Source organism: Arthrobacter sp. NPDC058288, from assembly GCF_042880995.1.
Lineage (GTDB): Bacteria > Actinomycetota > Actinomycetes > Actinomycetales > Micrococcaceae > Arthrobacter.
On record NZ_JBHVYH010000005.1, the window covers coordinates 138,345 to 164,624 of the forward strand.

Here is a 26,280-nt window from a genome sequence, read left to right on the forward strand (position 1 = left end):
CTGTCTGTTCCGGATGCAGGACCCGTCCACAGCGGCTGTTCCGCCCATAGGATTCGAACCTATACTCCACGGCTCCAAAGGCCGGGGTGCTGCCATTACACCAGAGCGGACCGTGCCCGGACCCTGGCCCGGCGGCACGAGAACCAATTCTGCCACGAACGTTGGCGCACGTGCGACTCGGTAGTCCCGGCGCCCCCTTAAGGCATGATTGGACGGTGAGCAAGATCAACGGTGCGCCCGATGGTGCCGGAAACCATCCAGGCAGGCCCGTCAGGGCTCCCGGGTACGTGCCCAGGGCCCGGATGACCGGGGCGCAGCGGCGCTCACAGCTGATCGACATCGGACGCGGACTTTTCGCCATGCGGGGCCTTGACGGAACCACGATCGAAGAGGTTGCTGCTGCTGCCGGAGTGTCGAAACCGGTGATCTATGAGCACTTCGGCTCCAAGGAAGGCCTGTACACCCAGGTGGTGGAGTACGAGTTCCGAATCCTGCTGGCAGCCATTAACGATGCCCTCACGGACGAGGCCAAGCCGCGGGTCCAGGTGGAGCGCGCCGCACTGGCCCTGCTGACGTACATCGAGGAACGTACTGACGGGTTCCGGATCCTCATGCGTGACGCCCCGCCGTCGCAGCCCGAAGGCGCCTTCTCCACCCTCCTCTCCCACGTCACTGCCCGGGTGGAGCACATCCTGTCCGACGAATTCGCCCGCCGCGGTTTCAGTGCAGCCGACGGCGCCATGTACGCGCAGATGCTCGTAGGCATGGTGGCCATGACGGGCCAGTGGTGGCTGGACAGCCGGACCCCGGACAAACGTGCCGTGGCCGCCCACCTGGTGAACCTCGCCTGGAACGGCCTCACCGGCCTGCAGAAGGATCCGGAGCTCCGGTCCGAGGACTAGGTTTACTGCCCGGCTGCTACTCCCCCAGGACCTCGAGCGCTTCGAGCCATTCGAGTTCCAGGGCTTCGCGTTCTTCGGCCAGGGTCTTGAGCTTCTTGTTGAGTTCCGCCATGGCATCGAAGTCGTTATCGGCCGTGCTCTTGACCATCTGGGCGTGGATCTTTTCTTCCTGCTGCGTCAGCTTGCCCAGCTGGCGGTCAATCCGGTTCTTCGCTTTGCGCGCGTCGCGCTTTTGGGCTTCCGAAGGGCCAGCCGGGCCGCTGGCAGCGGGGGCTGCACTGCCGCTGGCGGCGGTGACGGGGTTGCCACCGCCGGTGATGGTGGACCCGGCCAGGGCGCTTTCCCGCAGCTCCAAATACTGGTCGACGCCGCGCGGCAGCGCGCGGATCTTGCCGTCACCGAGCAACGCCATCTGGTGGTCGGTGACACGCTCCAGCAGGTAGCGGTCGTGGCTCACCACTACGAGCGTGCCCGGCCAGCCGTCCAGGACGTCTTCGACGGCGGCGAGGGTGTCGGTATCGAGGTCGTTGGTGGGCTCATCGAGCATCAGCACGTTGGGTTCGCCCACGAGCAGGCGCAGGAGCTGGAGCCGCCGGCGTTCGCCACCTGAGAGGTCCTTGACCGGGGTCCACTGCTTCTCGTTGGTGAAGCCGAGCTGTTCCACCAGCTGGCCGGCACTGAATTCCTTGCCGCCAACATTGAAGGACCTCTTTTCGCGTTCGATCACTTCGATGACGCGCAGGTCCTTGACGTCGTCGAGCTCCTTGACCTCCTGGGTCAGAACCGCGGTGACAACCGTCTTACCGCGCTTGACCTTGCCCGAGGTGGGCTGGATTTCGCCATTGAGGAGCTTCAGGAGCGTGGTCTTGCCGGCGCCGTTGACGCCGACCAGCCCGAGCCGCTCCCCCGGCGCGAGCCTCAGGGTGATGTTGTCGAAGAGTTTCCGCCCGGGCTCGCCGCCCAGGAAGTCCAGCGAAACGTGCTCAAGGTCCAGCACATCCTTGCCAAGGCGCGCCGTGGCCATCTTGCTCAGCGCCATCGAGTCGCGCGGTTCCGGAACGTCGGCAATCAGTGCGTTGGCCGCTTCGATGCGGAACTTCGGCTTGGCCGTCCGCGCCGGGGCGCCGCGGCGCAGCCAGGCGAGCTCCTTTTTGACGAGCTGCTGGCGTTTGCCTTCCATCACGGACGCCGAGCGGTCACGTTCGGCGCGGGCGAGGACGTAGGCCGCGTAGCCGCCTTCGAACGGGTCCATGATTCCGTCGTGGATTTCCCAGGTCTTGTTGCAGACTTCGTCGAGGAACCAGCGGTCGTGGGTGACCACCAGGAAGGCGCCCTGGTTGGCCCGCCAGCGGGTCTTCAAGTGGCGGGACAGCCACGCGACGCCTTCGACGTCGAGGTGGTTGGTGGGCTCATCGAGCATGATGACGTCATGGTCTTCGATCAGCAGCTTGGCCAGCGCAACGCGTCGTTTCTGTCCGCCGGACAGGGCGTGCACGTTTGCGTGCCAGTCGACGTCGGATACCAGGCCGCCCATCACCTCGCGGATCTGCGGGTTGCGGGCCCACTCGTAGTCCGCCTGGTCGCCAACGATGGCGGCACCGACCGTCAGGTCGCCGTCGAGCACGTCGCTCTGGTCGAGGTAGCCGATGTTGACCTCGCTGCGCTTGGTCACGCGCCCTGAATCAGGGGTGGCGCGCATCGCCAGCAGCCGCATGAGGGTGGACTTGCCGTCGCCGTTGCGGCCCACCATGCCGATCCGGTCGCCCTCCTCAAGGCCGAGGGTTACGCCATCGAGGACGGTGCGGGTTGCATACGAGACCGTGAGGTTCTCGCCGCCGAGCAGGTGAGCCACTGGGAACTGCTTTCTTCGGTGGAAATTCGTTAAAAGTACTAAAGGAGCGTATCGGAGATGATGCGCGCTCCGGGCACCGGACCATGGACGGCCAGGGCGTTCAGGCCGTGATGGCCCAGGTCTTCCGCGAGGCCGGCTGCCGCCTCAGGACTGTGGGTGAGCAGGGCCACTGTGGGTCCGGAGCCTGAGACAAGCCCGGCGATGGCTCCGCACGATTCGCCAAGCCCAAGGGTATCGCGAAGCCCCGGCGCCAGCTCAATGGAGGCGCGCTGGAGGTCGTTGACCAGGACACGGCTGAGGGCGTCGGCGTCGCCGCTGCGCAGCGCCTGAAGGATCTTTGGATCGACGGCGGCGGGTTCTTCCACGGTGACACCTTCGGCGAGGCGGAGCCGGTCCAGGGTCCGAAAGACCTCCGGTGTGGACAGCCCGTAGTCCGCGGTGACCAGCACCCAGTCCATCTGTGCCTTCGCCAGCGCCGGCGACAACTCATCTCCCACGCCCAGCCCGACGGCGGTGCCCCCAAGGAGCGCAAACGGGACATCTGCACCGAGCTCGGCGGCCAGGTGGGCTAGCTCGTCGCGCGACAGCCCGCTGTTCCAGAGGGCGTCGCAGGCAAGCAGAGTGGCAGCCGCGTCGGCTGAACCGCCGCCCATGCCGCCGGCCACCGGGACACGCTTGGTGATTTCCAGGTGGACGCCCGTAGAGTGCTCGGAGACGTCGGCCATGATGGCGGCCGCCTTGTAGGCGAGGTTCCGTTCGTCCAGCGGGATGTCCACGTCAGACAGGTCCAGAGTGCTGGCCGGACTGATGCTGACTGTGATCCCTTCCGTGGCAGTGCTGGTGGCGGCCACTTCCTCATACAGGGACACCGCCAGGTAGACGCTGGCCACGGAATGGTAGCCGTCCTCACGCAGCGGGCCAACATCCAGCGAGACGTTGATTTTGCCGGGAGCCTTGACCCGGACAGTCCTCGCGGCAAAGCGCCCTCTCACTGCGTTCATGAGTCCAAGCTATGGCATGGCGGCGTCAGGCTCCAAGCATGCGCCCTCAAGGCGTCACGCAGGACGGCAGCGGCCCCAGCCTCAAGCCTGCCGGTCCTGACGGGCTTCGGCTATCCGTGCGAACGCTGCGATGTCGATCACTTCACCACGGGCGGTAGGATCCACGCCCGCCGCCAGCAGGCACTGCTCGGCCTCCGCGGCGCTTCCGGCCCATCCTGCCAGGGCAGCCCGCAGGGTCTTCCGGCGCTGGGCGAAAGCTGCGTCGATGACGGCGAAGACCTGTTCGCGGGTTGCCGAAGTGACCGGCGGCTCCCGGCGGGTGAAGGCAACGAGGCCCGAGTGGATCTTGGGTGCCGGCCAAAACACGTTCATGCCGATCACGCCGGCCTTGCGCATGCTGCTGTACCAGGCCGCCTTCACCGAGGGCACCCCGTAGGTCTTGGAGCCGGGGCCGGCGGCAAGCCTGTCCGCAACCTCGTCCTGGACCATGACCAGGCCATGCCGCAGGCTTGGGAAGTGCTGCAGGAGGTGGAGAACCACGGGGACCGCCACGTTGTACGGGAGGTTTGCGACGAGGGCGGTCGGTTCCACGGGCAGTTCAGTGACCTTCATGGCGTCCGCCAGCACCAGATGGAAATCTTGGGCGGCGTCTGGCCGCCACTGCTGCACGGTGCCCGGGAGCTTGGCGGCGAGGACCGGATCGATTTCGACGGCGACGACGGACTTTGCGGCGTCCAACAATCCCAAGGTCAGCGATCCGAGTCCCGGACCGACTTCAAGGACGGTCTCATCGGCGTGGATGTCTGCGGCGGCCACGATCCGGCGGATGGTATTGCCGTCGATGACGAAGTTCTGGCCCAGTGTCTTCGTGGGGCGGACTCCGATCTCCTCAGCGAGCCGGCGGACATCGGAGGCGCCAAACAGTGCTGCGGGCGCGGTGCCGGAGGCGGCGGGGATCGGTTCAGTCACCTAGGTATCCTATCCCGTTGGCCTGCCGCGTCGGCGCCCGGGAAGCGCCCCGATCATGGCCGGGGGTACAGCGAAGGCCGGGTCCGGTAAAACCCGGACCCGGCCTTCGCTTCCTCCCCGGCAGTGGTCAGCCGCCGCGGCTGTCAGCGGGAGGAACTGCTGACTGTAAAAACTGTTAGCTGGTCGCTGCCCAGCCGCAGCCCCATGGGGAGAGGCCGCGCTGCGCGTAGACGCGGTTGGCGATGTCGATCTGCTGTGCTTTGGTGGCAAGGCTGGCGTTGGGGGCGTACGCGCCACCTCCGGCACCGAGCCAGGTCTGGATGTCGAACTGCAGACCGCCGTAGTATCCGTTGCCGGAGTTGATGGACCAGTTGCCGGTGGATTCGCATTGCGCGATCTTGTCCCACATGGCTTCGTTCATCATGGCAGGGGCTGCTGCACCGGTGTTCGCTCCGGCCGCTTCCGCCTTGGGCTTTTCCTTGGTCCCGACCGACACCTTTTCGGTCACCGGCTGGACAGAGACGGTCTCGGAGACGAGGGTCCGGGAGGCTTCCCGGCCGTCCACCAGCACCAGCTTGAAATTCTTGTCCACCTTGCCGGGGACACCGGCCTGGGTAACCTTCTTCTCACCCACGAACAGGTCGGCGCTTTCAGAGCTCAGGGTCTCGAAGGGGACCTCTTCGGAAGTTGCGGCAGTCTTGGAGGAATCCACCCGGGAAACCTTGATCGCCATGTCATTGACGACGTGCGCGTTGCGCGGCTGGGAAAGCCGGTCGCCGGCCCCCACAGTCACTCCCGCGTCCTTGAGGACTTCGGCCACGGTTGCCGCCGTGGTGGTTGTCTTTGAAGCCTTGCCGTCCGCCAGGATGCTGACGGTCTTGGGCGTGGAGATGGCCACGAAGGAACCGGAGACGGCCAGCTGGGCGTCCTTCGGCGCGGAGACTTCCGAAGCACTGGCGACGCCAAGTTCGGTGACTAGCCCTTCGACGTTGGCTGAAGTCGTGCTGATCGTCTTCTCAGCACCGTCGAGGCTGATCTTCACTGCCTTGGCGAGATTGACGTTGATGACAGAGCCATCCTCCACGCGGGCGTCCGCCGACGGGGAAACCCGGTCCGCAGCCTGCAGCTCCACCTTGGCACTCTTGACCACTTGGCCTACCGTCCCGCCGAACGTCTGGACGGAGCTGACTTTCCCGTCCACGTTCAGGGTGACTGTTTTGTTGTTGCCTACGAAGGCCACCAGGCCCAGCACGAGTGCAGAGAGCACAACCAGCTGGGCACCGACCTTGACGAAACTGAATTTACCGTCCGAAGTGAAGAACTTGACCACGATTGCCCGTAACTCTAGGACCATCCGGGCACGGGGAAAAACGCACATCACCCACCGACGCAAACACCCTCAGGGCAACTCCGGACACGGTCCGGCTGTTTGCAGCAGACGTGTGCGCCGCCACACTCAGGACTCACCGGACCCATCGAAGGACGGGCCTGGAACTGAGCGAAAATATCCGAAGGCCTTCCCCGACCCCGGCTAATAGTTTTCCACTGTAACCGAAGCGTTATAAAGCATCCAAGATTTCGTGCATACCTGGTATTCCTGACGATTGGCTGGGCGGACCCGCAGTCAGTTCCAGGATCCGTATGCCCGCAAGGAATTTTCCGCAATTTGGCCGCAAAGCTGTGACAACTCAGTACTTGTCAAGTCGGCCATCGCCCGGACAGTGTGCGGGATCAGGTAGCTGGCGTTCGGACGGCCCCGGAACGGATGCGGCGTCAGGAACGGCGCGTCGGTTTCCACAAGAACCAGGGCCGGATCTGCTACCGCAAGCGCTGCGCGCAGGTTGGCCGCATTCTTGAACGTGACGGTGCCGGCGAAGGACATGTACCAGCCTTCGTTGTTGCACGTCCGGGCCAGCTGCTCGTCCCCGGAGAAGCAATGGAACACCACCCTCTCCGGGGCGCCTTCTTCGCGCAGGACCTGGACCACGTCGTCGTGGGCGTCCCGGTCGTGGATCTGTAGGGTCAGCCCGAGTCGCTTGGCGATGTCGATGTGGCGGCGGAACGAGTACCGCTGGTGCTGGAGACCTTCCCCCTCGGTGCGGAAGAAGTCGAGGCCCGTCTCGCCGATGGCGCGGATCCTGGGGTGGGCGGCCAGGGCCTCAATTTCGGCCAGGGCTTCCTCCAGCTCCCCGCGGGCTGCATAGTCCGGTGCATCGTTGGGGTGGATGGCCACCGCACCGAGAAGCCGGGGGTCCTTCTCCACGGCCTGCACCGTGAACCTGGAGGATTCCAGGTCGCAACCCACCTGCACGGCGCCTTGGACGCCCACTGACGCGGCGACGTCCAGGGCGGCCGCCACGTCCACGGTCACGTCGCTGTTCGGGAAGTCCAGGTGCGTGTGGTTGTCCATGACCGGGACGGGCAGCGGTTCCGGAGCGGGCGGATAGCCGTGCCGGCTGGAGCCGTCGCTTCCGGGCTCGCGAAACGGGGCTGGCGTCAACGGGGTATTCATCCTTACACCCTAGCCGCCCGGCATTCCGGATCCCGCCCGGAATTACCGGAACTCTCTGTCAGCTCCGGCAGTTGTGTTAGTAGTCTGGTAGGCATACGGGCGAAGGCCCGACGGCGGGCGCCGCAGTCCTTGCCAACCCGTGCCAGGCTTTCCCGAGGGCTGAAAGGCTGCCGATGGATTCCCACAGACGCACCACAGTAGATGAAGCGATCCCGGAAGGGCAGAACTTCCCCGGCGGTGCGGGAGTTGCTGGAAACCAACTCAACGGAACCAGGCCGGCGGCCATGGACGCGGACGCTTTCCATGCCGCCAGCGAGCGCATCCTGTCAGCCATCAACACCGTGATCGACGGCAAGGCGGAAGCCGCGAAACTCGCCCTCACGGTTCTCCTTGCCCAAGGGCACCTGCTGCTCGAGGACGTTCCCGGCGTGGGAAAAACGCTGCTTGCCAAGACACTCGCCCGCACCATTGACTGCACGGTCAGCAGGATCCAGTTCACTCCGGACCTTCTGCCCTCGGATGTCACTGGTGTCTCCATCTACAACCAGGCCTCGCGGCTGTTCGAATTCAGGCCGGGCGCCGTGTTCGCCAACATTGTCATCGGGGACGAGATCAATCGGGCCTCCGCAAAGACCCAGTCCGCGCTGTTGGAATGCATGGAGGAGCACCAAGTCACTGTGGATGGCGACTCCTACAAGCTGGATGAGCCTTTTATGGTGGTGGCCACCCAGAACCCGATTGAGATGGAAGGGACCTACCCCCTGCCGGAAGCCCAGCGGGACCGATTCATGGCCCGGATCTCCATGGGCTACCCGGACAAGGACTCGGAGATTGAGATGCTGGAGACCCACCAGGCGACGTCTCCGTTGACAAGGGTCACCGCCGTCGTCACCTCGGCCGATGTGGCCGCCATGATTGCCACCGTCCAGCGGGTGTACGTTTCGCAGGCCGTCAAGGAGTACACGGTGTCACTGGGACGCGCTACCCGCGAAAGTGCCATGCTTCGTCTCGGTGCGAGTCCCCGATCCATGCTCCAGCTGTTGCGGGCGGCGAAGGCCACCGCGGCGCTTGAGGGCCGGGACTTTGTCCTCCCGGACGACGTCGTTAGTGTGGCCGAATCCGTTCTGGCCCACAGGATCATCCTTGACCGCAAGGCCGCGGGCATGGGGGAAACTCCGCATAGCGTCATCCGCGGCATCCTGGCGAAGCTTCCGGTGCCGCAGGAGATGTCCGCGGCACCGTCCCGGACCGGTAACCCGCGCGGCGGCCCGGACCAGCGGCACTCGCGCTAGCCGAAAGCGCCACGATGGCCCTCACGGACAAGCTCCCGGGACACCTCTTCAGCACCCGCGGCTGGGGTTTGCTGGTTGCCGGCGTGGTTTCGCTGCTGTTGGCGCAGGTCATGGGCCGCCGGGACCTGCTCACGCTCGGCATCCTTCTGATAGTCCTGCCGCTAGTCTCCCTCGCAGGGATCCGCATCCTCAAACCCCGGTTCAAGGTGTACCGGGAGTTCAGCCCCGCCAGCGTGGAAACTTCCTCGACCACCACCGTGCGGCTTGCCGTGGCGCGCACCGGCGCAGCAACCGGGCAGGTGGTCATGGAAGAGCGCCTTCCCTCGCGGTTCGGCGAATCGCCGGCGTTCCGGTTCCCGTCCCGCTCTGCCGTCGGCGGAACCAGCCGCTATGAGTACCACCTCCGGTCCGGCAAGCGGGGACAGTTTGTGATTGGCCCGGTAACGGCCGAATTCACCGACCCCTTTGGTCTCTCGCTGCACCGGCACGCGATTGACGACGGCGACACACTGACGGTGACGCCCGCCGCCGTCGAACTCCCCGCGACGGGACTTGCCGGCGCCCGCGGCAATGACGGTGTCACCGCCACGCGGATCCGGGCCAATCCCAGCGACGACGACGTCATGACCCGCGAGTACCGCCACGGGGATCCCATGCGCCGGGTGCATTGGGCCGCGACGGCACGGCACGGCGCCCTGATGGTGCGTCAGGAGGAATCCGTGACAACCCCGGAGGCCACCATCATCCTGGACCACCGGTGGGCCGCCTTTGCGCGAGGACCGGGCGCCGCCTTTTCCGCGACCTCCGCCGGGGACGGCCACGAACTGGTGACGACCGAAACGTTCGAGTGGGCCGTGACAGCCGCCATGTCCGTCAGCGCGCACCTGGCGGAACGCAACTACGCGCTGCGGTTCCTCGATCCCGCGGGAGAACCTGCGTTCCTTCATTCTCCCTCAGCACCCGAACCGGCAGCAGAGGAATACACCGGATCCGCCGGCCTGCAGTCCATTGCCGAGAGCCTGGCTGCCATCCAGCTCTCCGGCGCACACCATGCACCGGCGTCCGAATCAGGTCCGCGGCCCTTCGACGACAGGCTCTTGGACAAGCTTTCCGCCCACCGGCAGCGCGGGCCCGTCATGGCCATCCTGGGCCATCTGCAGCCGGCAGAGGCACGTGCCCTGTCCGCGGCCGCCGGGTTCGGCGCCAACGCGTTCGCGGTGGTCGTCACGGAACACCCGGCCGACTGCCAGTCGGCCCTTGAATCATTGAGGTCCGGCGGCTGGCGGGCCGTGGCCGTCACCCCTGCCACCTCGGTGCCGGCGGCATGGTCCTACTTCGACCAGCGCGATGCGGCTGCCGCCACGGCCGCAGCCGACGTGCGCCGGGGCACGGGGGTCAGCCGATGACTTTGACCCCTCAGCGGCATCCCGGTCCGGACACCGGCCGCACTCCTGAGGTCCTTGCCCCGTCGACCGCGCCGGCCGCACGGCGGCGCCGCGTTGGTGCGCAGCCGTGGATAATGGCATTTGCCGTCGCCCTTGCCGTCGCAGGCGCCGCGCTCTCCCTGAACGGCGTGCTGCGGGGTTGGGCCTGGTATCCCCCGGTGCTTACCACCGTCTTCGTTGTAGCCCTGGCGATGGCCGCACTCAGGTCGCTGCGCGCGCAGCCGTTCCTTGTGGCGCTGGGCGGCTTTGCGTCCCTCGTCTTCATCCTGACCTTTACGTTCTTCCGCCGTGACAGCATTGCCGGGTTCGTTCCGTCGGGGGACACCATGGAACAGCTGGGCAGGTACCTGCGCCGTGCCAGTGAAACCGTCCTGGCTGAGAGCTCCCCGGTTGCGCCGAATGCAGGAATAGTGCTGGTCACGTGCGCGGTCCTGGGCCTGGTGGTGATCCTGGTCGATGCCCTCGCAGTGCCGTTGGCGCTGCCGGCAACCAGCGGGCTGGGCCTGGTGGCCGTCCTGGTGGTGCCGGCCATGGTCAAACCGCAAAGCGTCGGGGTGTGGGGGTTTGCCGCAGCCGCGGCCGGCTACCTGTTGGTCCTTGCCTGCAGCCAGTGGTTCGCTCCGGACAACCGCACCACGGCGGACACCGCCCGCAATCCGGGACAGTTCCGCCGCGCGGCCCTCACCGGCGGCGTGGCGCTGGTCATCACTCTCCTCCTTCCCCTGGCCGTTCCGGGCTTCGACCAGGGAACGTTCCCGCAGGGTTCCAGGCTGAATCCCTGGGGTTCATCCACCGGGCTCAACCCGATGATCAGCCTGGGCAGCAGCTTGCGGAGTCCCTCCGGCGACGGGCGCATCACCTATGCCACGAGTGCCGGCAGGCCCCCGTACCTGCGGTCCGTCACGGTGGATCGGTTCGACGGCGATTCCTGGTCACCTGACGATCGCGACGCTTCCAGGCGCGTGGGTGTGGGGAGGATGGACGCCGGATACGAGATCCTCGCGGATGAGCAGGTCCGCCAGGTCACGGCAGTCAACACCGGCCGTTTCACCAGCCCGTACCTGCCGGTGCCCTACGCGCCGGATGCCGTCAACGGCCTGGCCGGCCGGTGGAGCTGGGATCCGGCCACCTTGAGCATCAAGGGTGTGGACACCAATTCACGGAACCAGCAGTACGTGGTGCAGTCCACTGCCCCAAGGCTCACGCCGGAACTGTTGTCCCAGTCCTCGGCACCGGTGCGAGGGATCTCCGAAGAGTTCGTGCGCCCGCCCAACAACGTTCCGGACATTGTGCGGAGCACCGCCGATAAAGTGACCGCGGGCACCAACACGGCGTATGCCAAGGCAATGGCCATCCAGAACTACCTGCGGTCGGTGGAGTTCACGTATTCCCTGCAGTCCCCCGTGCAGGGCGGCTACGACGGCAACGGGCTCTCCGTACTCGCGGATTTCCTGACCCAAAAAAGCGGCTATTGCATCCATTTCGCCTCTGCCATGGCTGTGATGGCAAGGCTGGAGGGAATCCCCAGCCGGATCGCCGTGGGCTATGCCCCGGGCCGGGCCACGGGGGCCACGGTTTCGGTGCCCGGGCAAGGGGCGCTGACGGAATACGAAGTCGATTCCAGGGACGCACATGCCTGGCCGGAACTCTATTTCCAGGGACTCGGCTGGGTTGCGTTCGAACCCACACCTTCACGCGGCGTAGTGCCGGACTATGCGTCACAGGCCTCCACTCCGGGTGGCGCCAGCACCAACGAAAACAATGACGACCTGATCCCGTCGAACGCCGCCACGCCCGGCGCGACGCCAAGCGCCACGCCGGCGCCGGTGCCGGGCCTGGACTCGGCCGGCGAAGCAGGGCACCCGCTGACGCTGCCGCTTTACGGAGCCGCCGGCCTCCTCGCGCTTGCCCTGATCGCTGGAACGCCCCGGATGGTGCGCACCGGCCTGCGGTCGCGGCGGCTCAGGGGAACGCCATTCCCCGTGGCAAACCCGGCCGCCGCGGCGTGGGCCGAACTGCGGGATCTGGCCACCGACTACGGCCTGGCTCCCGGCCTTAGCGAAACCCCGCGTCATTTTTCCACCCGGCTCCGCGACTCGGGTGCGCTTGGCGCGCGCGACGGCGCCGACGACGCCGGAGTCCGGGCTGTCACCTCGCTCACCAGCGACTATGAACGCCAGCAGTACGGTCCACCCGCCGGCCATGCCGGGGGCGGCGCGGAAAACGTCGCGGCGTCTTCCGCAGCCGACAGGATAGCCGTGGTCCAGGCATCCCTGCGGAGGCACTCCCGCGCGGGACGACGGCTTCGGGCGGAGTGGCTGCCGCCGTCGGTCATGAATCGCTGGGGCCGCATCGCCGGCGCACCCTTCAGAGCCGTCCGGCGGGCGGCCGCCAAACCGGCGCAGGCCGCAGCGCGGTCCTGGCGGACGGTGCGCGACGGCCTGCGGAGGCTGCGGCAGGGCTAGCTGGCGTAGGGGTCGGCGATGCCGATGTACTGGGTGTACAGGTATTCCTCGATGCCTTCGAGGCCGCCTTCGCGTCCCAGGCCGGACTGCTTGACGCCGCCGAACGGTGCGGCCGCGTTGGACACGACGCCGGCGTTCAGGCCGAGCATGCCGGTCTCGAGGCGTTCGCCCATCCGGATGCCGCGGTTCAGGTCGCGGGTGAAGACGTAGGCCACCAGGCCGTATTCGGTGTTGTTGGCCAGGCGGACGGCCTCGTCCTCGGTGCCGAAGGTGATGATCGGTGCGACGGGTCCGAAGATTTCCTCGGACAGGATGCGTGTGCCCTCGGTGACGCCCTTGAGGATCGTGGGCTGGTAGAAGTAGCCCGGACCGTCCACCGGGCCGCCGCCGGCCACAGCCACCGCACCGGAGGCCACGGCGTCGGTGACGAGTTCGTGGACCTTGTCCCGGCTCTTGGCATCGATCAGGGGGCCTACCTTGGACTCCGGCTCGGTGCCGCGCGCCGTGGTCATCTCCGCCATTTTCGCGGCGAACTTCTCCGCGAATTCGTCGGCGACGGATTCGTGCACGATGAACCGGTTCGCAGCGGTGCAGGCCTCGCCCATGTTCCGCAGCTTCGCCAGCATGGCCCCGGCCACGGCGGCGTCGACGTCGGCGTCCTCGAAGACAACGAACGGGGCGTTCCCGCCGAGTTCCATCGAGGTCCGCAGGACCGTTTCGGACGCGTCGGACAGCAGCCTGCGGCCCACTTCGGTGGAGCCGGTGAAGGAGAGTTTCCGCAGCCGGGAGTCCTTGATCAGCGGACCGGTCGTGGCACCGGCCGTCGAGGTCGGGATGACGTTCAGGACACCGGCGGGCAGGCCGGCTTCCTGCATCACGGCCGCGAACAGCTGGGAGGTCAGCGGAGTCAGGTTGGCGGACTTCAGCACCATGGTGCAGCCGGCAGCGACGGCCGGAGCGATCTTGCGCGTGGCCATGGCCAGCGGGAAGTTCCACGGTGTGATCAGCAGGCACGGGCCCACCGGCTTCTTGGTGACCAGCAGGCGGGACTTGCCGTCCGGGGAGACCGAGTAGCGGCCGAAGGCACGGACGGCTTCTTCGGAGAACCAGCGCAGGAACTCGGCACCGTAGGTGACCTCGCCGCGGGCCTCGGCCAGGGGCTTGCCCATTTCCAGGGTCATCAGCAGCGCGAAGTCTTCCGCCCGGGCGGTGACCATCTCGAAAGCGCGGCGCAGGATCTCCCCGCGCTCACGGGCCGGGACCTTGGCCCAGGAATCCTGCGCGGCAGCGGCCGCGTCCAGCGCTGCCTTGCCGTCCTCGGGCCCGGCGTCAGCGATGCTGAGCAGGACCTTGCCCGTGGCCGGATCCTCGACGTCGAACGTCTTCCCGGACGCCGCCGGGCGCCATTCGCCGTTGATCAGCAGGCCGGTCGGAACAGAGGCCAGCAGCTCGCTCTCGCGCTCCGCAGTAACGGTGGGCTGTGCAGTTACAGTCACGATGACTCCCTCGTCAGCAATTGGGGTTGGGGATGGGTTCAGCTCTCGGCTGCTTTACAGCCACGGTACTGCCGCGAGCTGCGGAGCGTCTATGCATGTGCGCACTACACACCGGGGACTCTGCTGTGCAGCTGCACAAGATTCGGGCACGGGTTTTAGCGGGCAGCCAGGACCGCGGAATAGAGTTCCCTCTTGCTAACTTTTGCGTCGTCGGCCACGGCTGCCACGGCTTCCTTCAGCCTGATGCCTTGCGCGATCAGGCCGTTGACAGCGGCCACATGGTCCTCCGGCTTGCCGGGCTCACGTTCCGGGGCGCCACCCACCACCACGGCTATTTCGCCGCGTACTTCGTTTGTTTCCGCCCATCGAAGGAGATCGGTCAGCGGGCCGCGGATGACTTCTTCGTATGTCTTGGTCAGCTCACGGCACACTGCGGCCGGGCGGTCGCCGCCGAAGCGCTCACGCAGCGCCCGTAGCATCGGTTCCAGCCGGTGCGGCGCCTCGAAGAAGACCATGGTCCGGCGTTCCGCGTCCAGTTCGGACAGCCGCGAGGCGCGTTCTCCGGCCTTGCGGGGAAGGAATCCCTCAAAACAAAAACGGTCTGTCGGGAGGCCGGAGAGGGCGAGTGCCGTCAGGACGGCCGACGGCCCCGGCACGGCGGTGACCGTCAGGCCGGCCGCCACAGCACCCTCAACCAGCCGGAAACCCGGATCAGAGACCGCGGGCATTCCGGCGTCGGTCACCATCACGATGGTCTTTCCGGCCCGCACCTGATCCAGGAGTTCGGAGGTCTTTACGGCCTCGTTGTGTTCGTGGTAGCTGATGATCCGCCCGGCCACGGCAATCCCCAGGTTCTGCACGAGCCGGTGCAGGCGCCGGGTGTCCTCAGCGGCAACGATGTCAGCCGTCGTGAGGAGTTCAACCAGCCGGGGAGACGCGTCGCCGACATTGCCGATGGGCGTCGCCGCGAGCACGATCCTGCCCGGCTGCCCGTCCGCAGGGCGGGCGGCAGCTTCCCCGGCCGGCGCCCAGGCCTCATCCGTGGCACCAGACCCGGTTATAGTCTCGGACGGGGTCGACCCTTCCGCCAAGGCCGAACCTTCCCCTGAGGAAGTGCCGGCATCATCGGGGCCGCTCGCGCGGGAAGTACTGAGTTGTTGGTCCACACGACCAGCCTACTGCTGGCAGGCCCTTCCAGCGCCAAACGGTAGCATGGGCACGTGACGCAGACCTCCGTACCTCCTGTCGAGGCCGACCCCGCCAAACCGGAGAAACCGGTGTCCGGGACTTTGGGACGTAACCTTGAGGGCCACCGGTGGATCCGCCGCCCGCGGGAAGCGTTCACGGTAAGCGCCCTGCAGGAGCGGCTTCTCGGGGACATCCGCAGCTGGCGCGACTATCCGCCGTCCCTGCGGCTCTGGTTCTGGCTCATTCCGGCCATCACAACCGCGATCGGCGGCGTCCTCCGCTTCGTCCGTCTCGAGAGTCCGCGCAGCCTCGTCTTCGACGAGACCTACTATGTGAAGGACGGGTATTCGCTCCTGGTCAGCGGCTATGAACGCAGCTGGCCGGACAAGGCCAACGAATCCTTCGTTGCGGGTAACCCGGGCGTCATCTTGTCCTCTCCCGAGTATGTTGTGCACCCGCCGGTGGGCAAATGGATGATCGCCGCAGGAATGTGGCTGTTCGGGCCGGAGAACCCTCTTGGCTGGCGGTTCGGTGCGGCACTGACCGGGACGCTGTCCATCCTCCTGATCACCCTGATAGCGCAGAAGCTTTTCCACTCGCTGACGCTGGGGGCCGTTGCGGGCCTCCTGCTGGCAGTGGACGGCCACCACCTGGTGATGTCCAGGACCTCCCTGCTGGACATCTTCCTGATGTTCTGGCTCCTCGCCGCCTTTGGCGCGTTGCTGATGGACCGTGACGACGGCCGCCGAAGGCTGGCCGCCCGGCTGGGTCGCCAGGCCGGCGCCGCGGCGGACGGCAGGCCGTCGCTGGTCCAGCTGGTTTCCGGGCCTTGGCTCGGGATCCGCTGGTGGCGCATCACGGCCGGTATCTGTCTGGGACTCGCCGTGGGCACCAAGTGGTCGGCCCTGTTCTTCATGGCCGGCTTCGGACTGCTGACCGTTTTCTGGGACCTGAGCGCACGCCGGATCGCGGGCATCCGGGGGTGGATCAGCGGCGGCATCATCAAGGACGGGATTCCCGCGTTCCTGAGCATCGTGCCGGTGGCCGCCCTGGTTTACATCACCACCTGGGCCGGCTGGTTCCAGTCAAAGGACGCGTACTTCCGCCACTGGGCCGACAGCAATCCGTCAGCCCAGTGGGGATGGGTCCCCGGGCCGCTGCGCTCCCTGGCCCACTACCACCTGGAAGCGTACAAGTTCCATCAGGGGCTCAGCTCCGACCATCCCTATGAGGCGAGCGCCTGGAGCTGGCTGGTGATGGGGCGCCCCACGTCCTTCTTCTACGAGTCCCCCAAGCAGGGAAGCCCCGGCTGCGACGTCGCCAGCTGCACGTCAGCCATCCTTTCGGTGGGCAATCCGCTGATCTGGTGGAGTGCCACCGTATCGCTGGTGATCCTGTTGTTCTGGTGGGCAGGCCGCCGCGACTGGCGTGCCGGTGCCGTCCTGGCCGGGGTGGGCGTGGGCTACCTCCCCTGGTTCATGTATCCGGAGCGCACCATGTTCACGTTTTACGCCGTGTCCTTTGAACCGTTCCTGGTGCTTGCCCTGACCTATTGCCTTGGCCTGGTGCTCGGGCGGCCGCAGGACCCGCTGTGGCGCCGACGATCCGGCCTCTACCTGGTGGCAGTGTTCGTGGCCGGGGCGGTGCTCCTCTCTGCGTTCTTCTATCCGATCTGGACCGCGGAAGTCATCCCGTACCAGGAGTGGCGGTTCAGAATGTGGATGCCATCCTGGATCTAGGGCAGTATGGCAGGGGTGCCCCGGGCGATGGAACCGCAGGAGATGGAACGGGTACCGGGAAGCATTCACGGATCCGGAACGGAGACTGGCTGTGAGAGAAGCAAGCACTGAACTGCTCGTGGAGCTGGATCAGGACAGCAACGTGACTGACCTGCTGCTCGGGCAGCACGCCAAGGACCCCTCCCACGCTGTGTATGCCCGCAAGGGCCCCAACGGCTGGGTCGATATCCCCGTCCAACAGTTCCTGGACAAGGTCGTGGCACTGGCGAAGGGTTTGATCGCGGGAGGCCTGGCGCCGGGCGACACCGTGGCAGTCATGTCCGGCACCCGGTACGAATGGACCCTGGTGGACTTCGCCATCTGGTTCGCCGGCGGCGTGACAGTTCCGGTATACGAAACCTCCTCGGCAAGCCAGGTCGAGTGGATCCTGCATGACTCCGGCGCCCGCAGGGTTTTCGTTGAAGACCAGGCGAAGGCTGGGCTCGTGGCGGGTGTCCTGGCCCGCTCCGAACTGCTCGGCGATGCAGTGGTGACGGTTGTGCGGATGGACGACGACGGCGGCGCACCCAACCTGGCCAGCCTCGCCGCTGCAGGTGCCGGGGTCACTGACGGGGAACTGGAGAGGCACCGCAGCACGGCAGGCCTGGCCGACATCGCCTCGCTGGTTTACACCTCGGGAACCACAGGCAAGCCAAAGGGCTGCGAAATAACGCACGGCAACTTCGCTTTGGTGGCCACCAACATCGTGGAGTTCCTTCCCGAGCTCCTCCGGCAGGAGGGCGCCCGGACGCTGATGTTCCTCCCCCTCGCCCACGTCCTGGCCCGCGCCGTCCAAGTGGTGTGCCTCAGCGCCGGGGCCACCCTGGGCCACACCGCCAGCGCCGCGCAACTCCTGGAGGACCTGGCGACGTTCAAACCCACCTTCCTGCTGGTGGTACCCAGGATTTTTGAGAAGGTCTATGCGGGGGCCAGCCACAAGGCCGCCCTGGCAGGCAAGGAACGGCTCTTCGCCGCTGCCTCCGCGGTGGCCATCGATTACTCCAAGGCACTCGACGCCGCGGTGCGCGGAAACGGCAACGGCCCCGGCTTCAGGCTCCGCGCCCGGCACGCCCTCTTTGACCGGCTGCTGTACCCCAAACTCCGGCAGGCCTTCGGCGGCCAGGTGAAGTACACGGTCTCCGGCGCCAGCCCGCTGAGCTCCAAGGACGCGCACTTCTTCCGTGGCGCCGGCATCCCCGTGCTGGAAGGCTACGGACTCACCGAAACCACGGCCCCCTGCACCGCCAACACCCCGTCACGGACCAAGGTGGGTACAGTTGGCATTCCCGTGCCGGGTACCACCATCCGGGTGGCTGACGACGGCGAGATCCTGGTCAAGGGCATCGGCGTTTTCAAGGGCTACCACGCCAACGAGGCAGCCAACGCCGAAGCGTTCGTGGACGGGTTCTTCCGGACCGGAGACCTCGGTTCGCTCGATGAGGACGGCTTCCTCACCATCACCGGCCGCAAGAAGGACCTCCTTGTCACCGCCGGGGGCAAGAACGTGGCGCCCGGTCCGCTCGAGGAGAAAATCCGGGAGCACCAGCTTGTGGCCCAGGCGGTGGTGGTGGGAGACGGGCGGCCGTTCGTCTCCGCGCTTGTGAACCTCGACCCGGAGGGGCTGGAGAACTGGTGCGCGGCCCATCGGATCCCGGTCCTGGAACCGGCCGAAGCCACAACCGATACGCGGGTCCGGGCCGCCGTCCAGGGCGCAATTGACCAGGCCAACCTGCTGGTCTCGAAAGCGGAATCGATCCGCAGCTTCGTGCTGCTGGCTGCTGATCTGACGGTTGAGTCCGGTCATCTGACACCGTCACTGAAGCTGAAGAGGGCCGCCGTCGTCCGCGACTTTGAGGCGCACATCAACGGCCTGTACAGCTAGCACAGACATAGAAGGCGACCGGCACTTGTGCCGGTCGCCTTCTATGTCTGGGGTCCTGCGCGGCTGCCTACACCGCGGCTGCTTCGTCCTTGGAGGGCGCGTCGGTGCCGTCTGCGTCCTTTGCGTCTCCAGCCTTGGCGGCCGCCTCCTTGGCAATTCCGCGGCGCTTCCTGGTGGGCCAGGTGAGGATCAGGGTGACTACGGAAGCGATCAGCACCAGGGCACCGATGACAATCCCGGCGTCAACCCAGAACTGGCCGGGGAACAGCCGGATGAGTGTGTCATCCAAGGCAAACGTCCAGGTCCCGTTGGCGAAGAAGATCCGGTGGAACTCGGTGAAGAACTGCTGCCAGCCGAGCACGGCCAAGGTGCCCAGCCCAAGAATGATCACGAGCGTGACGATGGAGCCGGCAAAAAGCCCGCGGCGCACTCCCCCGGTGCTTCGGCGGCGAAGGTAGACAATGGCGACGATGCTGAGCAGGATCAGCAGCGCACCGCCGGCGAAGGCCGACAGGATGACCAGTTTGACGTCCGCCATGTGGCTGACCTCGCCGTCCTGGAATAGGGCATCGCCGCTGCGGTTGACGAGTTCGCCGAGATACCGCGGACCGGACCAGTTGCTGAGGTAATCCACCGCGTATGAGCCGTAGGTCATACGGTCATCCGTGCTGAAGCCGTAGCCGTCGCCGGGGAAGCCCGGACGGTTGTACTCCACCCAGAGAAACAAAGGGCTGGTGACGGCCCGCACGGCGAGGACCAGGAGAATCAGCGGATAGAAGACAGCCAGCAGGACCTGCATGACGCGTGGCAGTACGGGCTTCGTGTTGTTTGCCAACTCGCGTTCAGCGTTCCGCCGCTCCACCTCGTCCTGGGGCGGGCGCACCTGAAGGGCGGAGGTGGGCAGCGGTTCCCGGAAATGCGTCCCCCTCCCCTGCGGCTCGGGTGAAGGCTCGACGGCGGCCTCAGCGGCCTTGCGGTCGGCGCGGCTCCCGGCCTGCGGCGCAGAGATGCCGGCGGACGCTGCCGGCTGGTCCTTGCCAGCAACGGAAGTCTTTTCGGCCGGGGTTGACCCCTTGGCCGCGGCAGCAGTGCCTGCCCCGGCACCGGCGGGCTTCATCCAGTCGAACGCGGGTTCGTCAGTGTCGTCGGCCGGATCCAGGTGGGGATCCTGCCGGTTCGGCGGGGTGGGCGTCTTCTCAGTCACTGCAGTTTCACTTCCGTAGGCGTCCGCGTCGCCGGGAACCGCCAGGCAACGCTACTTATCTCCAGACGAGCCTACCGTCAGGCACTCCGTGGCGGCAGGTGCCACCCCGTTCCTGAACGTATTCAGGCAGCCAATGACGTGTATCCCGCGTCAGCAGCATCCAGGTCGCCGGTCGCACCCGAACGGTATGCACGCCGGCCCCACACCAGGACGTAGAACCAGTAGGCAGCCAGGACGGCCGCACCGATGCTGATCTTGGCCCACACCGGAAGGCTGCTGGGTGTGACGAACCCTTCCACTAGTCCGGAGACAAACAACACCAGGACAAGTCCCAGGGCAACGGTGATCAGGGAGCGCCCCTCCGCCGCCACCGCCTGGCCCCTGGTCCGGGGCCCCGGCGAAACCAGCGCCCAGAAGATTTTCAGGCCCCCCGCGCAGGCGATGAACACTGCGGTGAGTTCCATCAGCCCGTGCGGAAGGATGTAGCTGAAGAACACGTCCGACTTTCCGGCGGCGGCGAAGACTCCCGCGGCGACCCCAAGCCCCTGGGCGTTGCCGAAAAGGATCATGGGAACCCAGAAGCCGGTGATGCCCAGGGCCACTGCCTGCGCCGAGATCCAGGCATTGTTGGTCCAAACGGCACCGGCAAATGATGCGGCGGGATTCTCCGAGTAGTAGTCGATGAAATCCTCTTCGACGTACTGCTTGATGGCGGCATCCGAGCCGAGCGCCCGGAGCGCCTCGGGAGACGTTGAGATCCAGAGGGCGTACGCGCCCGCGACAAGGCAGAACGCCACACCGCACCAGACGGTGAGCCAGCGGAGCCGGTAGAACGCAGCCGGCAGCGATATCACGAAGAACCGGGCGAGATCCTCCATGAAGTTGGACCGGGCCCCGGTGAAGCGCGTGCGGGCCTGGGCCAGCGTGGCCGACAACGAGGCGGACAACCCGCTTTCGGGCGCCACGGAACGAATCAAGGAAAGATGCGCGGACGTGGCCTGGTACAGGCGCAACAGCTCATCCGCTTCGCTTCCGCTAAGCCGCCTTTTGTACGCCAGCACGTACAGCCGGGCCCATTTGTCCCCGTTGACTGCGGAGAACGCATCCATGTCCACGGCACTACCCTAGCGCTCCCGGTTTAGACTGTGAGCGTCCGTAGGCGGCGTGTAGGGGACGGGGACCCGGCTTGAGCTCAATCATCACAGGCGAAGCAGTGGTACTGGAACTCCGCCCGGCGTCATTCGCCGCGAGGGCACTGGGCCTGATCCTGGACGTCGCTGCCAACGTGGTCCTCTTCATTGTGATGTTGACCGTGATTTCCTCGGCCTACAACGACCTGGACGGCGCGGCCGCGCGCACCCTGGTTCTGGTCAGCGTGGTGTTCTGCTTCGTGATCCTTCCGGTGGCGGTGGAAACCCTCACCCGCGGCCTCTCGCTGGGGAAGCTGGCCGCGGGGCTCCGGATAGTACGGGACGACGGCGGCGCCATCCGCTTCCGTCACGCGGTGATCCGCGGGCTGATCGGCTTCCTGGAGATCTACCTGACGTTTGGCGGCCTGGCCATCGCCGTCGCACTGTTTAACGACAAGTCCAAACGGCTCGGCGACATCGTGGCGGGAACATACTCCCTGCGGCGCCGGGTTCCCGCGGAGCCACCGTTCATCCGGTTTGTGCCGGCGCACCTCCGGGCCTGGGCAGCGCTGGCTGACATTGGCCGGATACCGGACGCCGTTGCCCGCCGCTCGTCGCAATTCATCCGCCAGGCAGGCCGGATGTCGCCACCGTCGCGCGCTGCCATGGCGGCGTCGCTCGCCACGGAAGTCTCAGCAAGTGTCGCTCCGCCCCCTCCGCCGGGAACGGGCCCTGAAGAGTACCTAGCGGCAGTGCTCGTGGAACGCCGTGAGCGGGAACTGGCCAGGCTCAGCCGGGCACGGGCACGGAGCACGGGTGTAGGGGAACGCCTGAACCGTCTGCCTTACAGCCGGGACACACCGTAGCCCGCAGTTCCTAACGCCTGGCGTACTGCGCCCAGGGAATGTTCCAGTCGCCGTAGCCCTCCAGTGGTTCCACGGGAGGTGCACCCGTGTTGAGGGTCTGGACGACGTCGCCGGTCTTCATGTTGTTGAAGAACCAGGCCGCGTCCGCCGGCAGCAGCCCGACGCAGCCGTGCGAAACGTTTGCCTTGCCGACGTAGCTCCAGGCGGATTCAAGGGCCTGGTGGACGTAGACGCCGGATGAGGTGAGCCGGTTGGCGTATTCCACGGTCAGCGGCGGGTAGTATCCCTTGTCGCCGGGCTTCAGGCCGATGCTTCCGGCGTTGAACTTGGAGCGGCGTTCCTGCTCCATGATCACGGCGTAGCCGGTGGGCGAGAGCCACTCGGCGTCGCCCAGGGTCACGGGGGCGGTCTTGACCAGTTGGCCGTCGAAGTAGACGTTCATGGTCTTGGTGACATCATCCACAATTGCCACGCGCTGCGGGCCGACCTTGAAGCTGACCTTGGTGTCGACGTTGCCGACCATCTTGTTCCCGAAGTCCACGCCGAACAGCTTGAGGTCAACAGTGACCTGGCTGCCGGATGCCCAGAACGCCTCGGGACGGATGCGCACACGCTGGTCCGAATACCACCGCCAGGCGACCGCCTGGCCCGAGGACGAGGTGACGGTGACGGCTTTCTCCATGGCTTGCTTGTTCAGGACCGGCTCGGAGAAGACGATCTCAATCGGCTGGCCCGAACCCACGGTGGAACCGTTCTGCGGGTAGACCGCGGCGTCGGCCTCGTTGGCCGTGGCCACAGTGCTGAAGGTCTGTGTCTTCATCGTTTCGCGGCCGGCCTGGTCCACGATCGTAAAGGCGTAGTCGTACTTCGCGTCGAACTCCAGGGGGTCCAGGGCAGTCCAGGTGGAACCGTCGGCGCTGAGGGTGCCCTTGACGGGTTCGCCGCCGTCGGCAGTTGCCAGGACAACATCCTTCACCGTTCCGTTGACGGCTTTGACCGACGGCGCGACGGCGGGATTAACCCCCGCGGCGCCCTCCGTAGGGGTTACGCCGAGCTCAACTGCCTTGACGACAGGAGCAGCGAGCCCCGGTTCGTTGCGGACGGGGCTGGAAGACTCCGACTGGAAGGCGGGCTCCGCCCAGCTGGGTGCCGTGGCAACCCCGATGCCGCCGGCAGCGACCGCGGCGCAGATGGCCACAACACCCAAAATTTTCATGGTTTTCCGCTTGTGGACTTCAGTCATGACCTTCTCCATGTCCCCCGACAGGCCCTTGATCAGCCCCAAAACGTCCCGGTCTCATTCAGTGGAGCGCCATTCAGCTCCCAGCACTGACCTGACGATTTTACCGCACCGTGCCCGGGTCAATTGGCGTACTGGGCCCAGGGGATGTTCCAATCGCCGAAGCCGTCGTCGAAGTTGGCGTTCTCGCCCTCGGTGTTGACCACTTGAACGACGTCCCCGGTGGTCATATTGTCGAAGACCCATTTGGCACTCTCCGCGGCAAGGCCGATGCACCCGTGCGAAAGGTTGGTCACGCCGATGTAGGGCATCGCGGAGTCCGTAGCCTGGTGGATAAACTCACCGCTCGGCGTGAGGCGCGTCGCGTAGATGACGTCCAGCTCGCCGTAGTACGCCGGGTCGCCCGGTTTTAGCCCGATGCTGGAAGCAGACATGTGCTCCACTCGGTACTTCTCCATGAACACAAGGAAGCCCCGGGCTGACGGGAACCGGGTGTCACCCATAGTGGCCGGCCATGAGCCCGCCGGCTTGTCGTTGACGCTTACCGAAAAGGTGTGCGCCGTCGCGTCGGCCACGGCGACTTTCTTGTCGCCGATATGGACCGTGACTTTCTTGTTGAAGTTTCCGATCTGCCCATGGCCGAAATCGACGCCGAACAACTGCATGTCCATGGTCACCGTGCTGTTGGCGGTCCAGAAGTTCTCGGCCCGGTACCGCACCATGTTGTCACTGAACCAGTGGAAGGCGCCCGCTTGGCCGGACGTCGAGGACACTTTGATGGCTTTCTCCACTGCATCCTTGTTCAGCACGGGTTCGCTGAAGGTGATCTGGAGCGGCTGCGCTACGCCGACTTTCATTCCGTCCAGCGGGTAGACCGCGGCATCCGCCTCGTTGGCGGTTGACACCGTGGTGAACGTGCGGGTGCTGTTGGTCTTGCGGCCGGCAGCGTCGGCCACGACGAAGCTGTACGTGTAGCTGCTGTTGAACTGCAGGGGGCCGGCGGCTGACCAGCCGGTTCCATCCGGGCTGAGGTTCCCCTCGACTGCTTCGCCGTCGCTGGCCGTCAGGGCCACCCGTTCAACGCTTCCGTTGGTGACGCGGAGCGACACTGGCGCTGCCGGATTTACCTGCTGTGCACCGTCCGCCGGAGAGGCGGCCAGCTGTACCGGTGCCACCACAGGTGCCGCCAGTCCCGGCGTCGAACGTTCCGCGGTGCCGGCTTCGGACTCAAAGGCGGCGCGGCCGGAACCCGGCGCGACGGCGGCGAAAACTCCCCCGCCCGCCGCCAGCAGGCAAAGTGTTCCCAGGAGGACCATCTTCCTGGTGTTAGTCCGGTGTTCCCGGGCCGTCATGGCTCAGGGACCAATGCAGTCATCATGCTCCCAGCCTAGGCCACCCTCCTTGGAGTTCACGGAGAAACCTGCAAGGCAACGGTCACGAAGAAGGGCCCCGGATCTCGCTCCGGGGCCCTTCGGGTGCAGCTTACTGCCGGTGTGGCAGCCTGAGTCCTAGTAGCGGTAGTGGTCCGGCTTGTACGGGCCCGCAACGTCCAGGTCCAGGTACTCGGCCTGTTCCTTGGAAAGTTCCGTCAGCTCCACGCCCAAGGCGTCCAGGTGCAGCCGGGCAACTTTCTCGTCGAGGATCTTCGGGAGCACGTAAACCTGGTTTTCGTATTCCCGCTGGCCCTCGGGCTGGTCCCGCTTGGTAAAGAGTTCAATCTGAGCGATGGTCTGGTTCGCGAACGAGTTGCTCATCACGAAGGACGGGTGGCCGGTGGCGTTGCCCAGGTTCAGCAGGCGGCCTTCGGAGAGGACGATAATGGAGCGCTCTTCCGCGGTACCGGCGTCGAGGACCCATTCGTGGACCTGCGGCTTTATCTCGACCTTCTTGATGCCCGGAATCCGTGCCAGTCCGGCCATGTCGATTTCGTTGTCGAAGTGGCCGATGTTGCCGACGATCGCCTTGTCACGCATGCCGGCCATATGCTCGGCCATGATGACGTCCTTGTTGCCGGTGGTGGTGATGAAGATGTGTCCTTCGCTGAGGACGCTCTCCAGCTTGGCCACCTGGTAGCCGTCCATGGCTGCCTGCAGTGCACAGATCGGATCGATCTCCGTGACAATCACGCGGGAGCCCTGCCCGCGGAAGGCCTCCGCTGCGCCCTTGCCGACGTCGCCATAGCCGCAAACGACGGCGACCTTGCCACCCATCAGGACGTCTGTGGCGCGGTTGATGCCGTCCGGCAGCGAGTGCCGGATGCCGTATTTGTTGTCGAACTTGCTCTTGGTCACCGAGTCGTTGACGTTGATGGCGGGGAAGAGCAGCTTGCCCTGCTCCGCCAGCTGGTAGAGGCGGTGCACGCCGGTGGTGGTTTCCTCCGTGACGCCCAGCAGGCGGGAGCCGATGCGGGTCCACTTCTGTGCATCCGCTGCCAGTGAGGCGCGCAGGACGTCGAGGAAGACCCGTCCCTCATCGGATTCGTCCTCTGCTGCCGCCGGCACGGAACCGAGGGCTTCGAACTCAACACCCTTGTGCACCAGCATGGTGGCGTCGCCGCCGTCGTCGAGGATCATGTTCGGACCAAGGTCCGGGTTGCTGTCCGCGCCCGGCCAGGTCAGGATCTGCTCCGCGGTCCACCAGTATTCCTCGAGGGTCTCGCCCTTCCAGGCGAAGACCGGGACGCCCTGCGGGTCCTCAACCGTGCCCTTGCCCACCACGACGGCGGCAGCGGCCTCGTCCTGGGTGGAGAAGATGTTGCAGGAGGCCCAGCGGACCTCGGCGCCCAAAGCGGTGAGGGTTTCGATCAGCACGGCGGTCTGGACGGTCATGTGGAGGGAACCGGCAATCCGGGCACCCTTGAGGGGCTGGCTGGCGCCGAATTCTTCGCGCAGGGACATCAGCCCGGGCATCTCGTGCTCCGCGAGGCGGATCTGGTGGCGGCCTGCCTCAGCCAGGGAGATATCAGCAACCTTGTAATCGAAAGTCATGTGAGTCCTTGTGTTGTATCCGGAAGATTCTGGAACGGCGGAAGTGATGTCCGTTCGGCGAACTATGGGAA

The 26,280-nt window shown here is 66.0% G+C and carries 19 protein-coding genes and 1 tRNA gene; 7 read left to right on the forward strand and 13 right to left on the reverse strand.

What is annotated here, in order from left to right; all coding sequences use genetic code 11:
- Window positions 1-38: 38 nt before the first annotated feature.
- Window positions 39-110: transfer RNA gene (locus tag ACFVWT_RS14700), tRNA-Gln, on the reverse strand.
- A gap of 192 nt (window positions 111-302) precedes the next feature.
- On the opposite strand from ACFVWT_RS14700, the gene ACFVWT_RS14705 reads away from it, so the two are divergent.
- Window positions 303-902, forward strand: a complete 600-nt coding sequence (locus ACFVWT_RS14705) for a TetR/AcrR family transcriptional regulator (RefSeq protein WP_390249266.1) — start codon at window positions 303-305, stop codon at window positions 900-902.
- Window positions 903-918: 16 nt separating this feature from the next.
- On the opposite strand, the gene ACFVWT_RS14710 is transcribed toward ACFVWT_RS14705, so the two are convergent.
- From ACFVWT_RS14710 to ACFVWT_RS14730, 5 genes are all read right to left on the reverse strand, one after another.
- A complete protein-coding gene (locus tag ACFVWT_RS14710) occupies window positions 919-2,754 on the reverse strand; it encodes an ABC-F family ATP-binding cassette domain-containing protein (RefSeq protein WP_390248972.1) in 1,836 nt (611 codons plus the stop codon).
- Window positions 2,755-2,792: 38 nt separating this feature from the next.
- Window positions 2,793-3,755 carry a 4-(cytidine 5'-diphospho)-2-C-methyl-D-erythritol kinase gene (locus tag ACFVWT_RS14715; protein WP_390248974.1) on the reverse strand — a complete coding sequence of 321 codons (963 nt, stop codon included), beginning with the start codon at window positions 3,753-3,755 and terminating at the stop codon, window positions 2,793-2,795.
- 81 nt (window positions 3,756-3,836) lie between these two features.
- A complete protein-coding gene (gene rsmA, locus ACFVWT_RS14720) occupies window positions 3,837-4,724 on the reverse strand; it encodes a 16S rRNA (adenine(1518)-N(6)/adenine(1519)-N(6))-dimethyltransferase RsmA (protein ID WP_390248976.1) in 888 nt (295 codons plus the stop codon).
- Between the two features lie 175 nt (window positions 4,725-4,899).
- A complete protein-coding gene (locus tag ACFVWT_RS14725; protein ID WP_390248978.1) occupies window positions 4,900-6,078 on the reverse strand; it encodes a ubiquitin-like domain-containing protein in 1,179 nt (392 codons plus the stop codon).
- Between the two features lie 270 nt (window positions 6,079-6,348).
- Window positions 6,349-7,236, reverse strand: coding sequence for a TatD family hydrolase (locus ACFVWT_RS14730; protein ID WP_390248980.1), 888 nt, complete (start codon window positions 7,234-7,236; stop codon window positions 6,349-6,351).
- Window positions 7,237-7,409: 173 nt separating this feature from the next.
- Here ACFVWT_RS14730 and ACFVWT_RS14735 point away from each other — a divergent pair, with 173 nt between their 5' ends.
- The 3 genes from ACFVWT_RS14735 to ACFVWT_RS14745 are packed head-to-tail and all read left to right on the forward strand — an operon-like array spanning window position 7,410 to window position 12,438.
- On the forward strand, window positions 7,410-8,528 hold the full coding sequence (locus ACFVWT_RS14735) for an AAA family ATPase (protein WP_390248982.1): 1,119 nt from the start codon (window positions 7,410-7,412) through the stop codon (window positions 8,526-8,528).
- A gap of 14 nt (window positions 8,529-8,542) precedes the next feature.
- Window positions 8,543-9,934 carry a DUF58 domain-containing protein gene (locus ACFVWT_RS14740; RefSeq protein ID WP_390248984.1) on the forward strand — a complete coding sequence of 464 codons (1,392 nt, stop codon included), beginning with the start codon at window positions 8,543-8,545 and terminating at the stop codon, window positions 9,932-9,934.
- Window positions 9,931-12,438, forward strand: a complete 2,508-nt coding sequence (locus ACFVWT_RS14745; RefSeq protein ID WP_390248986.1) for a DUF3488 and transglutaminase-like domain-containing protein — start codon at window positions 9,931-9,933, stop codon at window positions 12,436-12,438. The genes ACFVWT_RS14740 and ACFVWT_RS14745 overlap by 4 nt, the downstream gene beginning before the upstream one ends.
- Here the strand turns inward: ACFVWT_RS14745 and ACFVWT_RS14750 are convergent.
- A complete protein-coding gene (locus tag ACFVWT_RS14750; RefSeq protein ID WP_390248988.1) occupies window positions 12,435-13,934 on the reverse strand; it encodes an NAD-dependent succinate-semialdehyde dehydrogenase in 1,500 nt (499 codons plus the stop codon). The two genes, ACFVWT_RS14745 and ACFVWT_RS14750, sit on opposite strands and share 4 nt — an antisense overlap.
- 155 nt (window positions 13,935-14,089) lie before the next feature.
- The gene (rsmI, locus tag ACFVWT_RS14755) at window positions 14,090-14,911 is read right to left on the reverse strand and encodes a 16S rRNA (cytidine(1402)-2'-O)-methyltransferase (protein ID WP_390249268.1); all 822 of its coding nucleotides are present in this window, start codon (window positions 14,909-14,911) and stop codon (window positions 14,090-14,092) included.
- 243 nt (window positions 14,912-15,154) lie between these two features.
- Here rsmI and ACFVWT_RS14760 point away from each other — a divergent pair, with 243 nt between their 5' ends.
- Together ACFVWT_RS14760 and ACFVWT_RS14765 are read left to right on the forward strand one after the other, a co-directional pair.
- Window positions 15,155-16,861, forward strand: coding sequence for a dolichyl-phosphate-mannose--protein mannosyltransferase (locus ACFVWT_RS14760; protein ID WP_390248990.1), 1,707 nt, complete (start codon window positions 15,155-15,157; stop codon window positions 16,859-16,861).
- 91 nt (window positions 16,862-16,952) lie between these two features.
- The gene (locus ACFVWT_RS14765; RefSeq protein ID WP_390248992.1) at window positions 16,953-18,782 is read left to right on the forward strand and encodes an AMP-dependent synthetase/ligase; all 1,830 of its coding nucleotides are present in this window, start codon (window positions 16,953-16,955) and stop codon (window positions 18,780-18,782) included.
- 67 nt (window positions 18,783-18,849) lie between these two features.
- Here ACFVWT_RS14765 and ACFVWT_RS14770 read toward each other — a convergent pair whose 3' ends face one another.
- Together ACFVWT_RS14770 and ACFVWT_RS14775 are read right to left on the reverse strand one after the other, a co-directional pair.
- Window positions 18,850-19,986: a TIGR01906 family membrane protein gene (locus tag ACFVWT_RS14770; protein ID WP_390248994.1), complete on the reverse strand. Its 1,137-nt coding sequence runs from the start codon at window positions 19,984-19,986 to the stop codon at window positions 18,850-18,852.
- Window positions 19,987-20,108: 122 nt separating this feature from the next.
- On the reverse strand, window positions 20,109-21,101 hold the full coding sequence (locus tag ACFVWT_RS14775) for a stage II sporulation protein M (RefSeq protein ID WP_390248996.1): 993 nt from the start codon (window positions 21,099-21,101) through the stop codon (window positions 20,109-20,111).
- Between the two features lie 71 nt (window positions 21,102-21,172).
- Between ACFVWT_RS14775 and ACFVWT_RS14780 the strand changes: the two genes are divergently transcribed.
- Window positions 21,173-21,982 (forward strand): RDD family protein, encoded by an 810-nt coding sequence (locus ACFVWT_RS14780; protein ID WP_390248998.1) that lies wholly within the window; start codon window positions 21,173-21,175, stop codon window positions 21,980-21,982.
- A 10-nt stretch (window positions 21,983-21,992) separates the two neighbouring features.
- Here ACFVWT_RS14780 and ACFVWT_RS14785 read toward each other — a convergent pair whose 3' ends face one another.
- From ACFVWT_RS14785 to ahcY, 3 genes are all read right to left on the reverse strand, one after another.
- The gene (locus tag ACFVWT_RS14785; RefSeq protein ID WP_390249000.1) at window positions 21,993-23,225 is read right to left on the reverse strand and encodes an Ig-like domain-containing protein; all 1,233 of its coding nucleotides are present in this window, start codon (window positions 23,223-23,225) and stop codon (window positions 21,993-21,995) included.
- 119 nt (window positions 23,226-23,344) lie between these two features.
- Entirely contained in the window at window positions 23,345-24,574 is a 1,230-nt protein-coding gene (locus ACFVWT_RS14790) for an Ig-like domain-containing protein (protein WP_390249002.1), read from the reverse strand.
- A gap of 156 nt (window positions 24,575-24,730) precedes the next feature.
- Complete coding sequence (gene ahcY, locus ACFVWT_RS14795; RefSeq protein WP_390249004.1) at window positions 24,731-26,209, reverse strand: adenosylhomocysteinase; 1,479 nt, start codon at window positions 26,207-26,209, stop codon at window positions 24,731-24,733.
- Between the last annotated feature and the right edge of the window lie 71 nt (window positions 26,210-26,280).